Source organism: Streptomyces sp. NPDC031340, from assembly GCF_055569945.1.
The window spans coordinates 60,089-74,394 of sequence record NZ_JBVIIE010000001.1 but is presented as its reverse complement, the minus strand read 5'-3'; the positions used below and the strand labels follow the sequence as shown (position 1 = coordinate 74,394).

General features: G+C 69.4%; 10 protein-coding genes and 1 tRNA gene. 1 reads left to right on the top strand and 10 read right to left on the bottom strand.

Features of this window, described 5'->3' with window-relative positions; genetic code table 11:
• Positions 1 to 89 precede the first annotated feature (89 nt).
• Entirely contained in the window at positions 90 to 218 is a 129-nt protein-coding gene (locus tag ACZ5GT_RS00315) for a DLW-39 family protein (RefSeq protein ID WP_003999697.1), read from the bottom strand.
• 328 nt (positions 219 to 546) lie between these two features.
• On the opposite strand from ACZ5GT_RS00315, the gene ACZ5GT_RS00310 reads away from it, so the two are divergent.
• The gene (locus ACZ5GT_RS00310) at positions 547 to 981 is read left to right on the top strand and encodes a DUF6344 domain-containing protein (protein ID WP_469011878.1); all 435 of its coding nucleotides are present in this window, start codon (positions 547 to 549) and stop codon (positions 979 to 981) included.
• Between the two features lie 62 nt (positions 982 to 1,043).
• Here the strand turns inward: ACZ5GT_RS00310 and ACZ5GT_RS00305 are convergent.
• The 9 genes from ACZ5GT_RS00305 to dnaA all read right to left on the bottom strand — a co-directional run bounded on the left by ACZ5GT_RS00305 (position 1,044) and on the right by dnaA (position 14,047).
• Positions 1,044 to 1,117 (bottom strand) — tRNA-Ile (locus tag ACZ5GT_RS00305).
• An 89-nt stretch (positions 1,118 to 1,206) separates the two neighbouring features.
• Entirely contained in the window at positions 1,207 to 1,983 is a 777-nt protein-coding gene (locus ACZ5GT_RS00300) for a DUF3566 domain-containing protein (RefSeq protein ID WP_469011876.1), read from the bottom strand.
• 18 nt (positions 1,984 to 2,001) lie between these two features.
• Complete coding sequence (gene gyrA / locus ACZ5GT_RS00295; protein ID WP_469011874.1) at positions 2,002 to 4,596, bottom strand: DNA gyrase subunit A; 2,595 nt, start codon at positions 4,594 to 4,596, stop codon at positions 2,002 to 2,004.
• Between the two features lie 42 nt (positions 4,597 to 4,638).
• A complete protein-coding gene (gyrB, locus tag ACZ5GT_RS00290) occupies positions 4,639 to 6,699 on the bottom strand; it encodes a DNA topoisomerase (ATP-hydrolyzing) subunit B (RefSeq protein ID WP_469012394.1) in 2,061 nt (686 codons plus the stop codon).
• A 415-nt stretch (positions 6,700 to 7,114) separates the two neighbouring features.
• Positions 7,115 to 7,663 (bottom strand): DciA family protein, encoded by a 549-nt coding sequence (locus ACZ5GT_RS00285; RefSeq protein ID WP_469011872.1) that lies wholly within the window; start codon positions 7,661 to 7,663, stop codon positions 7,115 to 7,117.
• The gene (gene recF / locus ACZ5GT_RS00280) at positions 7,660 to 8,781 is read right to left on the bottom strand and encodes a DNA replication/repair protein RecF (protein WP_469011869.1); all 1,122 of its coding nucleotides are present in this window, start codon (positions 8,779 to 8,781) and stop codon (positions 7,660 to 7,662) included. Before recF ends, ACZ5GT_RS00285 begins: the two co-directional genes overlap by 4 nt.
• A 144-nt stretch (positions 8,782 to 8,925) precedes the next feature.
• Positions 8,926 to 9,801 carry a phosphogluconate dehydrogenase (NAD(+)-dependent, decarboxylating) gene (gnd, locus tag ACZ5GT_RS00275; protein WP_469011867.1) on the bottom strand — a complete coding sequence of 292 codons (876 nt, stop codon included), beginning with the start codon at positions 9,799 to 9,801 and terminating at the stop codon, positions 8,926 to 8,928.
• Positions 9,802 to 9,948: 147 nt separating this feature from the next.
• Positions 9,949 to 11,079 (bottom strand): DNA polymerase III subunit beta, encoded by a 1,131-nt coding sequence (gene dnaN, locus ACZ5GT_RS00270; RefSeq protein ID WP_351886362.1) that lies wholly within the window; start codon positions 11,077 to 11,079, stop codon positions 9,949 to 9,951.
• Positions 11,080 to 12,139: 1,060 nt separating this feature from the next.
• The gene (gene dnaA / locus ACZ5GT_RS00265) at positions 12,140 to 14,047 is read right to left on the bottom strand and encodes a chromosomal replication initiator protein DnaA (protein WP_469011864.1); all 1,908 of its coding nucleotides are present in this window, start codon (positions 14,045 to 14,047) and stop codon (positions 12,140 to 12,142) included.
• Between the last annotated feature and the right edge of the window lie 259 nt (positions 14,048 to 14,306).

Below are 14,306 nucleotides of genomic sequence, written 5' to 3'. Positions count from 1 at the left end.
ATTCCGTACCCCCGTCCGAAACGCCCGTGCGACACAAAACCCCGACCGCGACGCGGCCGGGGTCTGCATTCAGACTGGGATGTCGGTACTCACGAACCCGTGGGCACGGAGTCAGTCGCCTCCGTCCACAGATCCTGCTCGGCGCGATCCGCCTGGATCTGGCGGTACACGAGGAGCCCGCCGATGGCGGCCAGTGCGACCAGGAGAAGCTTCTTCACCGCGCGACCTCGTCTTTCCTTGACGTAGGGGACCTCTGGCGCCCGACTATACACACCGGCCGAGACCGATCGGTGACCTGCGTGGGCCCCCAACTTCCGGCCCCCTCAACGCAGTACGAGCGGAGCAACAGCGCCCTGATCAGAGGGTGATCACACCCGCACGGACGGTCATTTAGAACCTTCTCGTCCGCTTTTCTCCCGCCTTGCACCCATCCGGGTGGTGTTCATCCGAAGATCGAGGCGCCACGGGCGTCGGTCCGCCACTTCGCGAGCCCCATACACATCATGAGGAAAGTACGCAAATCGCCCAACCCGAAAGTGAGGGGACATGGCCCGGAACAAGGTCATGACGCTGTGGACCGCCATCGTCACCGCCTTCCTCGCGCTGTGCTCGGCGCTCGGACTCGTCACCACGAACGCCGCCGCTGCCGTACCGCAGTCCGAGGCGGGCCGCAACACGACCGCCCCGGTGCCCGCGCCCGTGTCGGCGGCGGCGATGCCGTCCGGCTGGGGCCGGTCCTTGGTCAGGGCCCTGCCTCCCACGATGAAGCAGCGCATCCACGCCGAGGCCCACGGCTCGTCCCCCAGCTGCCGCCACCGCCCGCTCACGGACGCCCGCACGGACACGGCTCCGGGCGCCGAACCGGAAACCGGCACGGACACCGGCACCGAAACCCGTACGGACCGCACGGACCCCGGTACGCACGCGCAGGCGGCCGCGGTACCCGCCGCGCAAGCCCCCGCCGCCGGCGCCCCGCGCTGACCGGACAACGAAGAACGGGCGCCCCCCGTATGGGAAACGCCCGCCTGTCGGATCTTCAGCTGTGGGGCTAACAGGATTTGAACCTGTGGCCTCATCCTTATCAGGGATGCGCTCTAACCAACTGAGCTATAGCCCCGCCGCGCTCTGCGGTGTGTGTCCCGCGCGCTGACTCCTGAAGATTAGCGCACGACGTGCGCAGTCCCAAAATCGATAAGCCGGAGGCCGCTACTCGTCCTCCGCCAGCGTCAGCTCGACGCCCCCGACGAAGCCCGCCGAGAGGTTGTAGATGAACGCCCCCAGTGTCCCCAGGGCCGTCGCGAGGACGACGTCGATGACGGCGATGATCGACGAGAACATCAGGACGTGCGGCAGCGACAGGAACGACTGCAGGTCGAAGCCGTTGGACTCGTTGGAGCCGGTCGCCTCGGAGATCGTGCCGCCGACCGTCGAGAAGACTCCCATGGCGTCCATGACCATCCACAGCACGGCGGACGCCACGATGGTGCAGATGCCCAGCGCGATGGACAGCAGGAAGCTGACCTTCATGACCGACCACGGATCCGCCTTGGCCACACGCAGCCGCGCCTTGCGTACGCGCGGCGTCGTGCGCGCCCCGGTGCGCGGCCGGCGCACCGCACCGGCCGCGGCCGAAGCCGCCTCCGGCGCCGGGTAGGCCTGCGGTGGGTGATAGGGCCCGGCAGGCTGCTCCGGCTGCCGCTCACCGGGCAGCGCGGAGGCCGTCTGCCGCGCTTGCTGACCGCCCGAGGCGGCCGCGCCCGCGCCGGCCGCGTACTGCTGGGCCCGCGGGCCGCGGGTCTCCGGCACAGTTCCCCCCTGAGTTCCCTGCGCGTCCGACGGAGACGGCGCGGTCGCGCCGCTGTCGATCCTGCGCAGTTGGGTCGTGTGCGGATCGGTCGCACGCGCGGCGGAGCCACGGCCGCCGCCGTCGGCTCCTGTACCAGTGGAGGTACCGGTCGATCCGGCGCCCGTGGCTCCGCTCACGATGACTCTCTCCTCGTCCTACTCGGCCGAGGGCGACTCACCCTCGTCCGTGCCGGCGGCAGCGGCGTCCTCGGCGGTCTCGTCCACGGCGATGTCGCCGTCGACCTCTTCCGCCTCGCGCCCAGCCTCGGCGTTACGTGCGATGCCGACCACGGCATCGCGCTTGCCCAGGTTGATCAGTTGGACGCCCATGGTGTCACGGCCCGTCTCCCTGACCTCACTGACTCGCGTACGAATCACACCCCCACCCAGTGTGATGGCGAGGATCTCGTCGCTCTCCTCGACCACCAGCGCGCCGACGAGCGAGCCGCGGTCCTCGACGATCTTGGCAGCCTTGATACCGAGGCCGCCGCGACCCTGGACGCGGTACTCGTCGACGGCGGTCCGCTTCGCGTACCCACCGTCTGTGGCAGTGAACACGAACGTACCGGGTCGAACAACATTCATCGAGAGGAGCTCGTCCCCCTCGCGGAAACTCATGCCCTTGACACCCGAGGTGGCACGGCCCATCGGACGCAGTGTGTCATCAGAGGCGGTGAACCTGATCGACTGGGCCTTCTTGCTGATCAGCAGCAGATCGTCGTCGGCCGACACGAGTTCGGCTCCGATCAGCTGGTCGTCGGAACCGTCCTCCCGCTCCCGCAGGTTGATCGCGATCACGCCGCCGGAACGAGGCGAATCGTAATCCTTCAGCGGCGTCTTCTTCACCAGACCCGCCTTCGTGGCCAGCACCAGGTACGGCGCCGCCTCGTAGTCGCGGATCGCGAGGATCTCCGCGATCGTCTCGTCCGGCTGGAACGCCAGCAGGTTCGCCACGTGCTGCCCGCGCGCGTCACGGCCGGCGTCCGGAAGCTCGTACGCCTTCGCCCGGTACACCCGGCCCTTGTCGGTGAAGAACAGCAGCCAGTGGTGCGTGGTGGAGACGAAGAAGTGGTCGACGATGTCGTCTTCCTTCAGCTTCGTGCCGCGCACGCCCTTGCCGCCGCGCTTCTGCGCCCGGTAGTCGTCCGTCTTCGTGCGCTTGACGTACCCGCTGCGCGAGACGGTGACCACGATGTCCTCTTCGGCGATCAGGTCCTCGATGGACATGTCGCCGTCGTAGGGCACCAGCATGGTCTTGCGGTCGTCGCCGAACTTCTCGACGATCGCGGCCAGCTCCTCGCTGACGATGCCGCGCTGACGGACCGGCGAGGCGAGGATCTGGTTGTACTCGTTGATCTTCGCCTGGAGCTCGTCGTGCTCCTGGACGATCTTCTGGCGCTCCAGGGCGGCCAGCCGGCGAAGCTGCATCTCCAGGATCGCGTTCGCCTGGATCTCGTCGATCTCCAGCAGCTCCATCAGGCCGCCGCGCGCGATCTCGACGGTCTCACTGCGCCGGATCAGCGCGATGACCTCGTCGATGGCGTCCAGCGCCTTCAGCAGACCGCGCAGGATGTGCGCCCGCTCCTCGGCCTTGCGCAGCCGGAAACGCGTCCGGCGGACGACGACCTCGATCTGGTGCGTCACCCAGTGCCGGATGAACGCGTCCAGCGACAGCGTGCGCGGCACCCCGTCGACCAGCGCCAGCATGTTGGCGCCGAAGTTCGTCTGCAGGTCGGTGTGCTTGTACAGGTTGTTCAGGACGACCTTGGCGACCGCGTCCCGCTTCAGCACGATCACCAGACGCTGGCCGGTGCGGGAGCTCGTCTCGTCCCGGACGTCCGCGATGCCGCCGACCTTGCCGTCCTTCACCAGGTCGGCGATCTTCTGCGCCAGGTTGTCGGGGTTCACCTGGTACGGCAGCTCGGTGACCACCAGGCACTGGCGGTTCTGGATCTCCTCCACCGCGACCACCGCGCGCATGGTGATCGAGCCGCGGCCGGTGCGGTACGCCTCCTCGATGCCCTTGCGGCCCACCACCAGCGCGCCGGTCGGGAAGTCCGGGCCCTTGATCCGCTCGATCAGGGCGTCCAGAAGTTCCTCGTGGGACGCCTCCGGGTTCTCCAGGTACCACTGGGCCCCGGCCGCGACCTCGCGCAGGTTGTGCGGCGGGATGTTCGTCGCCATGCCGACCGCGATACCGGCCGAACCGTTGATCAGCAGGTTCGGGAAACGGGACGGCAGGACGGTCGGCTCCTGGGAGCGGCCGTCGTAGTTGTCCGTGAAGTCGACGGTGTCCTCGTCGATGTCACGGACCATCTCCATCGACAGCGGCGCCATCTTGCACTCGGTGTAGCGCATCGCCGCCGCCGGGTCGTTGCCCGGAGAGCCGAAGTTTCCGTTGGAGTCCACCAGCGGCATCCGCATCGACCACGGCTGCGCCAGGCGCACCAGCGCGTCGTAGATCGATGAGTCACCGTGCGGGTGGTAGTTGCCCATGACGTCGCCGACGACGCGGGCGCACTTGTAGAAGCCGCGCTCGGGGCGGTAGCCGCCGTCGTACATGGCGTACAGCACGCGGCGGTGGACGGGCTTGAGTCCGTCACGGACGTCGGGCAGCGCACGGGACACGATGACGGACATCGCGTAGTCCAGGTACGAGCGCTGCATCTCCGTCTCGAGCCCGACGGGCTCGACGCGCATCGCGACTTCGCCGCCCTCCGCGGGCGTCACGGGAGTGTTCTCGTCGGCCATTGCTGGTGAAGATCCTTCCTGGTGCGGTCAGCTGAGACCGACTCAGATGTCGAGGAAGCGGACGTCCTTGGCGTTGCGCTGGATGAACTGGCGGCGCGCCTCGACGTCCTCGCCCATCAGGACCGAGAACAGGTCGTCGGCCTGAGCGGCGTCGTCGAGGGTGACCTGGCCGAGGACCCGGTGCTCCTGGTCCATCGTGGTCACACGCAGTTCCTCGGCGTTCATCTCGCCGAGGCCCTTGAAGCGCTGGATCGAGTCCTCGCGGACCCGCTTGCCGCGCTGCCGGCCCATCTCGATCAGCGCGTCGCGCTCGCGGTCGGAGTACGCGTACTCGATGTCGTCCCGGCCCCACTTGATCTTGTAGAGCGGGGGACGGGAGAGGTACACGTGCCCGGCCTCGACCAGCGGCCGCATGAAGCGGAACAGGAAGGTCAGCAGCAGGGTGCTGATGTGCTGGCCGTCGACGTCGGCGTCCGCCATCAGGATGATCTTGTGATAGCGGAGCTTCTCGATGTCGAAGTCCTCGTGCACGCCCGTGCCGAAGGCGGAGATCAGCGCCTGGATCTCCTGGTTCTGCAGGATCTTGTCGATCCTGGCCTTCTCGACGTTGAGGATCTTGCCGCGGATCGGGAGGATCGCCTGGTACTGCGGGTTGCGGCCGGACTTGGCCGAGCCGCCGGCGGAGTCACCCTCGACGATGAAGATCTCGCACTTGACCGGGTCGTTCGACTGGCAGTCGGCCAGCTTGCCCGGCAGCGACGCCGACTCCAGCAGGCCCTTGCGGCGCGTCAGGTCACGCGCCTTTCGGGCCGCCACGCGCGCGGTGGCCGCCTGGATGCCCTTGCGGACGATGTCCGCGGCCTCGTTCGGGTTGCGGTCCAGCCAGTCGTTGAGGTGCTCGTAGACCGCCTTCTGCACGAAGGTCTTCGCCTCCGTGTTGCCCAGCTTCGTCTTCGTCTGGCCCTCGAACTGCGGCTCGCTCAGCTTGACCGAGATGATCGCCGTCAGACCCTCGCGGATGTCGTCGCCCGTGAGGTTGTCGTCCTTCTCCCGCAGCAGCTTCTTGTCGCGCGCGTACTTGTTGATCAGGTTGGTCAGCGCGGCGCGGAAGCCCTCTTCGTGCGTGCCGCCCTCGTGCGTGTGGATGATGTTCGCGAAGGAGTACACGCCCTCGCTGTAGCCGCTGTTCCACTGCATCGCGACCTCGAGGGACAGGTGCTTGTCCTTGTCCTCCGCCTCCAGGTCGATGATGGTCGGGTGCACCACCTCGCCCTTGCGCGAGTTGAGGTAGCGCACGAAGTCCGAGATGCCGCCCTCGTAGTGGTACGTGACCGACTTGACCTCGTCCTTGACGTCCGCGCCGGCCTCGTCCGCGCCCGTGACCGCCTTCGCCGACTCACGCTCGTCGGTGAGCCTGATCGTCAGGCCCTTGTTGAGGAACGCCATCTCCTGGAAGCGCCGCGACAGCGTCTCGAAGGAGTACTCGGTCGTCTCGAAGATGTCCGCGTCCGCCCAGAAGGTGACCGACGTGCCGGTCTCCTCCGTGGCCTCCTGGCGCGCGAGCGGCGCCGTCGGGACGCCCATCTTGTAGTCCTGCGTCCACCGGTACCCGTCGGTCCGCACCTCGACGGCGACCTTCGAGGAGAGCGCGTTCACGACGGAGACGCCCACGCCGTGCAGACCGCCGGACACCGCGTAACCGCCGCCGCCGAACTTGCCGCCCGCGTGCAGCACGGTGAGCACGACCTCTACGGCCGGCTTGCCCTCCGACGGGACGATGCCCACCGGGATGCCACGGCCGTTGTCGACGACGCGTACGCCGCCGTCGGGGAGGATCGTCACGTCGATGGTGTCCGCGTAACCGGCCAGCGCCTCGTCGACCGAGTTGTCGACGACCTCGTACACGAGGTGGTGCAGTCCGCGCTCGCCGGTGGAGCCGATGTACATACCGGGTCGCTTGCGGACCGCGTCCAGACCCTCGAGGACGGTGATGGCGCTGGCGTCGTACGAGGCGGTGACCTCGCCGTTCGACGAGGTCACCGCGTCGTGCTCGCCGGCGTCGGTGGACGGGATGTTCTCGTTGGGGTTGCCGGAATCGGCCACGAAGCGCCCTTTCTGGCACAGCACGAGCCAGGCTCCTGGGGTTTCCCCCGCTGGGGGAGGGTCGCCGGAGCGGCTGCGGCATGTTGCGTTGGTAAGCCCTAGATCAGCGTTGCTCAGCTTTTCCCGGACGGTCCCCACGGCTGGGGCGGGATTGTCTTCCAGTCTACCGGTAGCGCCGACAGTGATGGGGGTTTGCCGGTACCTGAGTCCGCATGTGCCGCCCTCAACCGGTCTTGGCCGGGTCCCCATATACGGAGCGGGGCTCCAAGACGCTCACAACGGCACTCAGCGCTTCCGGCCGTCAACCCATGGCTACGTGGAAGTCAGCCCCGGCGCGCGGATCGGTTCGCGACCGCGTCCGGCCCCGCGACCAGGCAGCCGTCGGCCCGTGCTGTGAGGTCCGTTGTGAAGTCCGTCACCCGTAGGTGTCACCCGGTCCGGTACTGCCCGGAGCGCGCAGCGGACCATGGCGGCGGACGGGTCCGCCGGGCCCCAGCACCTTGATCACCCGCACCCTGCCGTGCCCGAGATCCTCGTTCAGACGCGCCACCAGCGTCGGGGCCAGCAGCCGCAGGTTCGTCGCCCATGCCGTGGAGTCGCACCGCACGACCAGGACCCGCTCGTCCTCGTCGTAGCGCTCCGGCACACAGTGCTTGGCGACGTCCTCGCCCACGATCTGCGGCCAGCGCCCCATCACCCCGCCCACCGCGGCCGGCGCCTCCCACCCGCGCTCGGTGATCAGCCGGTTGATGGCGGCGCCCAGTGCCATCGGATCGCGGCCGTCGGCACGGGCGCCGGACCGCAGACCGCCCCGCCGTGCCTGCTTCCGCTGCCGCGTGGCGTCCCCGCGCGCGCGTGCCTGCTCCCGGGCCGCCCGCAACGCCACCCGCGCCAGATCCACCCCGGACGGCTCCGGCCGCTTCTCCGGCCGTTTCTCCGGCTGGGACTCCTGCCCGGTGCTCATACGCGCTCCACCGTCCCGCCCGACACCGCGAACCGCGCCCCCGCCAGCACGTGCGGCACGTCGTCGTCCACCGCAGCCGTCACCAGCACCTGCTCACCGGGCGCCACCAGCTCCGCCAGCCGCTCCCGGCGACGGGCGTCCAGCTCGGCGAACACGTCGTCGAGCACCAGCACCGGCTCGTTGCCCTCGGCCCGCAGCAGGTCGTACGACGCCAGCCGCAACGCCAGCGCGAACGACCACGACTCACCGTGCGAGGCGTACCCCTTGGCCGGCAGCTGACCGAGCTTGAGCTGCACGTCGTCCCGGTGCGGCCCCACCAGGGTCACCCCGCGCTCGATCTCCTGCTTGCGCGCCTCGGCCAACGCCGCGGTCAGCTGCTCGAACAGGTCTTCCCGCGTGTGCGCCTCACCGGGGGCCGACGGCCGGTACTCCAGCACGACCGGGCCACCGCCCGGCGCCAGCTGCTCGTACGCCTTGTCCGCGAGCGGCTGCAGCGCCGCGATCAGGTCGAGCCGCTGGGCCAGCAGCTCCGCGCCCGCGCGCGCCAGGTGCTGGTCCCAGATGTCGAGGGTGGACAGATCCATGGAACGCCCGCCGTGCCGCCGGGCCAGCGCGGCCGACTTCAGCAGGGTGTTGCGCTGCTTGAGAACCCGCTCGTAGTCGGAGCGCACCCCGGCCATCCGCGGGGAACGCGAGGTGACCAGCTCGTCGAGGAAGCGGCGCCGCTCGGAGGGGTCGCCCTTGACCAGCGCGAGGTCCTCCGGCGCGAACAGCACGGTCCGCACGATGCCCAGCACGTCCCGCGGCCTGCCCTGCGAGGACCGGTTGACGCGAGCGCGGTTGGCCCGGCCCGGGTTCAGCTCCAGCTCCACCAGCTGCTGCCGCTCGCCCTGCCTGACCTGCGCCCGGATCACCGCCCGGTCGGCGCCCACGCGCACCAGAGGGGCGTCCGACGACACCCGGTGGCTGCCGAGGGTGGCGAGGTAGCCGACCGCCTCGACCAGGTTGGTCTTGCCCTGCCCGTTCGGGCCGACGAACGCGGTCACGCCCGGCTCCAGCGGGACCTCGGCCCGGGCGTACGAGCGGAAGTCGGCCAGCGACAGATGCGTGACGTGCATGGTCGTTCGCCGACCTCCCCAACGTGGTGGGCGGCCCCGTCCGGGAGCCGCCGCCGTGCTGACTTTTCCCCGGGCTGTGGACGGCCCGGCCCGCCCCGGAGGACACCGGGCGGCCCGCGTCCCCAGGGTGTGGACTTGTGTGGACTACTTCTTCTCGACCGCGTGCCCGCCGAACTGATTCCGCAGCGCGGCGACCATCTTCATCTGCGGCGAGTCCTCCTGCCGGGAGGAGAACCGCGCGAACAGCGACGCGGTGATCGCCGGCAGCGGAACCGCGTGGTCGATCGCGGCCTCCACCGTCCAGCGTCCCTCACCCGAGTCCTGGGCGACACCCTTCAGCCGGTCCAGGTGCTCGTCCTCGTCGAGCGCGTTCACCGCGAGATCCAGCAGCCAGGAACGGATCACCGTGCCCTCCTGCCAGGAGCGGAACACCTCGCGCACGTCCGTGACCGAGTCGACCTTCTCCAGCAGCTCCCAGCCCTCGGCGTAGGCCTGCATCATCGCGTACTCGATGCCGTTGTGGACCATCTTCGCGAAGTGGCCCGCACCGACCTTGCCGGCGTGTACGGCGCCGAGGTCGCCCTCGGGCTTGAGCGCGTCGAAGACCGGCTGGACCCTGGCGACGTGCTCGGCGTCCCCGCCGTACATCAGCGCGTAGCCGTTCTGCAGACCCCAGACGCCGCCGGAGACGCCGCAGTCGACGAAGCCGATGCCCTTGGCGGCCAGCTCCTCGGCGTGCCGCTCGTCGTCCGTCCAGCGCGAGTTCCCGCCGTCCACCACGACGTCACCCGGCTCCAGCAGCTCGGCGAGCTCGTCGATGGTCGACTGGGTGGGCGCACCGGCCGGGACCATCACCCACACCACGCGCGGACCCACCAGCTTGTCCACAAGTTCGCGCAGGCTGTGGACGTCGGCGAGGTCCGGGTTGCGGTCGTATCCGACGACGGTGTGGCCCGCGCGGCGTATCCGCTCGCGCATGTTGCCGCCCATCTTGCCGAGGCCGACGAGACCGAGCTCCATCAGGTGTTCCTTAGGTTGCGTGTGGCATGTGGGGCACGTTCGTACCCGCGTCCGAGCTCGAACAGCCTAAACCCGGACGCTTACGCACACTTGTGGGCATACGCGCTCAAACGTACGCCCGACCTGCGGATTCCCTGACGGACGCGATCAGCCGCTGAGGCGGACCGGCATGATCAGGTACTTGTAGGCCTCGTCCGCCTCCGCGTCCACCGCCGGCTTGCCGCTGAGCAGCGCCGGCTTGGTCGAGGTGGTGAACGACAGCTGGGCCACCGGGGAGTCGATGGCGCTCAGGCCGTCCAGCAGGAACGTCGGGTTGAAGGCGATGGAGATGTCGTCGCCCTCCAGGTGCGCGTCCACGCGCTCCACAGCCTGTGCGTCGTCGCTGGAGCCCGCCTCCAGGATCAGCACACCCTGCTCGAAGCTGAGCCGCACCGGGGTGTTCCGCTCGGCGACCAGGGCCACACGCTTGACGGCCTCGACGAACGGGGCGGTCTCGATGACGGCGATGCTGTTGAACTCCGTCGGGAACAGCGTGCGGTACTTCGGCAGGTCGCCCTCCAGCAGACGCGTCGTCGTCCGCCGTCCGGCGCCCTCGAAACCGATCAGGCCCTCGCCCGCGCCCGAGCCGGACAGCGCCAGCGTCACGCTGTCGCCGCTCGTGAGCGCCTTGGCGGTGTCCAGGAGCGTCTTGGCGGGCACCAGGGCCACCGCGGACGCGTCCGGGTTCTCCGGCTTCCACAGGAACTCACGGACCGCGAAGCGGTAGCGGTCGGTGGAGGCCAGGGTGACCGTGTCGCCCTCGATCTCGATGCGCACACCGGTGAGCACGGGCAGCGTGTCGTCACGGCCGGCGGCGATGGCGACCTGCGCGGCCGCGGAGGCGAAGACCTCACCGGGGACGGTGCCCGTCGCGTTCGGCATCTGCGGCAGCGCCGGGTACTCCTCCACAGGCAGTGTGTGAAGGGTGAACCGCGAGGACCCGCAGACCACCGTCGCCCGTACACCGTCTGTGGAGATCTCCACCGGCCGGTTCGGCAGGGCGCGGCAGATGTCCGCGAGCAGGCGGCCGGAGACGAGGACCGTGCCCTCCTCCTCGACCTCCGTCTCGACGCTCACGCGTGCGGAGACCTCGTAGTCGAAGCTGGAGAGGCTGAGCTGACCGTCCTCGGCCTTCAGCAGAAGGCCGGCGAGGACAGGCGCCGGCGGACGGGCCGGGAGGCTGCGGGCCGCCCAGGCCACTGCCTCCGCGAGTACGTCGCGTTCCACCCGGATCTTCACTGTTGCCGCCTCCTGCTGTTGCCGGCGCTTCTCGGCCTGCCTGGCTTCGTCGTCTGTCTCGGTGTGACCGGGCCCCGGTGAGGGCAAGGACACCGGGAACAGTCTGACGCACGGCACTGACAGTAGGTGCCGCTCGGGGTCAAGTCGTGACGAGGGGCAGCCGGAGGCCGGACGGCGAGTTGTGCACAGGACCCGCTTCGAAACGAATTCCCGGCTCTCTATGGTCAGGAGTAGTAGTAGGGCCTGTGGAAACGGTGGATAACCCCGTCTGCCCAGCTCAGACCGGAGATTTTGTCCACGGGCCCTGTGGGCGACACCGGTGGACAACGGACCGTCTCTGTGGAGAACGGAAAGTTCTGCACATCCCATGCACAGGCCGGGGCGAGTTCTCCCCAGGACCGTCCCCAGTTTTACCCCCGTTGCCCACAGCCGAATCCGGCACCTTCATGTGACGCCTTTCACTCCGCCCGGTGACGGGCCGCTCCGCGTTGCCGAACAGTGGACAGGCATGTGGAGAACCCGCTCTGCACTGGGGACAACCGGTCCGGGCCTGTGGGTTGCCGGTGGACAACTCTGTGCACAGGTTGTGGATCGCCGCTCCGTCCACAGCCTGTGGAGATCCTTCGTCCACGGATCCACAGCCACCTGAGCTGCTTCGATGATCCACCGGCCGGGCCCCTTGTGGAAACGATCTGGACAACTTCGCGGTCCCCAGGATGTGGACGGCAGAAAGTCGGCCGATCTGTGGAGGGAGGCCGTAACCAGGCAGGTAATCGAACAGCGGCTGGCCACACGTGCGGTCCCGGACCGGCCGGCCACTCCGTCGCGGACCGGCCGGACGCCCGCTCCCGGTCCGGCCTGACACTCGCTTGCGGGCCGGCTGGACGCTCCTCTGAGCCCGGCGGGACGCTCCTCCGAGCCCGGCTGGACGCTCCTCCGAGCCCGGCTGGACGCTCCTCCGAGCCCGGCGGGGCACTCTCCTGGACCGGCGGGCGGAACGGCGAAGGGCGCCCCGGGACCTCGTCCCGGGGCGCCCTCGGCGGCGGTACGGCCGACCGCGTCAGCCGTTCTTGATGCGGTTGGTCAGCTCGGTGACCTGGTTGTAGATGGAGCGCCGCTCCGCCATCAGATTGCGGATCTTGCGGTCGGCGTGCATCACCGTCGTGTGGTCGCGGCCGCCGAACAGCGCGCCGATCTTCGGCAGCGACAGGTCCGTGAGCTCGCGGCACAGGTACATGGCGATCTGGCGGGCCGTCACCAGCGCCCGCCCGCGCGAGGTGCCGCACAGGTCCTCGACGGTGAGGCCGAAGTAGTCCGCGGTCGCGCTCATGATGGCCGTGGAGGTGATCTCGGGCGCCGAGTCCTCACCGCCGGGGATGAGGTCCTTGAGGACGATCTCGGTCAGGCCGAGGTCGACCGGCTGCCGGTTGAGCGACGCGAACGCCGTCACCCGGATCAGCGCGCCCTCCAGCTCGCGGATGTTCCGGGAGATCCGCGAGGCGATGAACTCCAGCACCTCCGGCGGGGCGTTGAGCTGCTCCTGGACCGCCTTCTTGCGCAGGATCGCGATGCGCGTCTCCAGCTCGGGCGGCTGGACGTCGGTGATCAGACCCCACTCGAAGCGGTTCCGCAGGCGGTCCTCCAGCGTGACCAGCTGCTTGGGCGGCCGGTCGCTGGAGAGCACGATCTGCTTGTTGGCGTTGTGCAGGGTGTTGAAGGTGTGGAAGAACTCCTCCTGCGTCGACTCCTTGTCCGCGAGGAACTGGATGTCGTCGACGAGCAGGATGTCCATCTCGCGGTAACGCTTGCGGAAGCTGTCGCCCTTGCCGTCGCGGATGGAGTTGATGAACTCGTTGGTGAACTCCTCCGAGCTCACGTACCGCACGCGCGTGCCGGGGTACAGGCTGCGCGCGTAGTGCCCGATGGCGTGCAGCAGGTGGGTCTTGCCCAGTCCGGACTCGCCGTAGATGAAGAGCGGGTTGTATGCCTTCGCGGGTGCCTCGGCGACGGCGACTGCGGCCGCGTGCGCGAAACGGTTGGAAGCACCGATGACGAAGGTGTCGAAGAGGTACTTGGGGTTCAGACGGGCGGTCGGCTCGCCGGTGCCGGCGGCCGGCGCGGACTGCGCGGCGAGCGAGCCGGGAGAGCCGGGCGAGCGGGTGGCCGGTCCGCCGGAGCCCGCGGGACCCGCGGGACCCGCGGGCCCGCCGCGGTGCGCCGGACCAGCGGCGGACGGTGACTCGGACCGGTCCCGGCGGGCGTCGCGCTGGTCGTAGTCGGGCCGCGCCTGGTCGTAGTCCGGGCGCTGGCCTTCGTAGGCGGGGCGCTCCATGGACTGCGGGCGGTAGTCCTGGGACGGGCGGCCGTAGGCGTCCTGCGGCGACGACGCGTACGTGTCCTGGGAGGGGGAGGCGTAGGGATCGCGGTCGGGGAACCCGAGGCGCTGCTGCTGCCAGCCGTACTCGTCCTGCGCGGGGCGGGGCCAGCTGCCGGGTTCGGGGCGCTGGTACTCGCCCGGGTAGGCGGGCCGGGGCGTGGGCAGCCGGTCGCCGGGGGCGCCGTGGTGCTGCTCGGGGCGGCCGGTGCGGTGGTCGTCGGCGCGGTGGCGGCCGTAGCCCTCGTACTGCGTGGCGGGGAGTTCGGGCTCCTCATAGCGCGGCTGAGGGCGCGCGGGCGGGGCGGGAGGCTCGCCCGCGGAGTCGTCGACGGTGATGGCGATGCGGATCGGGCGGCCGCACTCGCGGCTCAGGGTCTCGCTGACGACGGGGGCGAGGCGGCCTTCGAGTACGCCCTTCGCGAATTCGTTCGGTACGGCGAGCAGGGCGGTGTCCGCGACCAGCGCGAGGGGCTGGCAGCGGCGGATCCAGTGCTCGTCCTTCGTTTCGACCCCCTGCCCGCGGCCTTCCCCGAGGAGCTGCTCCAGTACTCGTGGCCACACTGCGGCAAGATCGGCAGGTACGTCAGCCACAGGGCACGCTCTCTCACGAGTCCCACGAACGTGTGGTTGTGGGACGGGTCGGGATTCAACTGGGGTGGAGCCGGATCAGCCGGATCAGCCGGCTCAGAGGGGACAAGGGAACGAATCGGAGTCCAGTCACGGTAGTCAGGGCGGCGGGTGCGGTTCAAGTTGTTGTCCCCAGCCTGTGGACAGTGTGCCTCGGTGGGCTCTGGTTTGACCGGATGGCGCAGCCGCGCGTACCGTAACCAGGTCGAGTTGTCGATGGCTG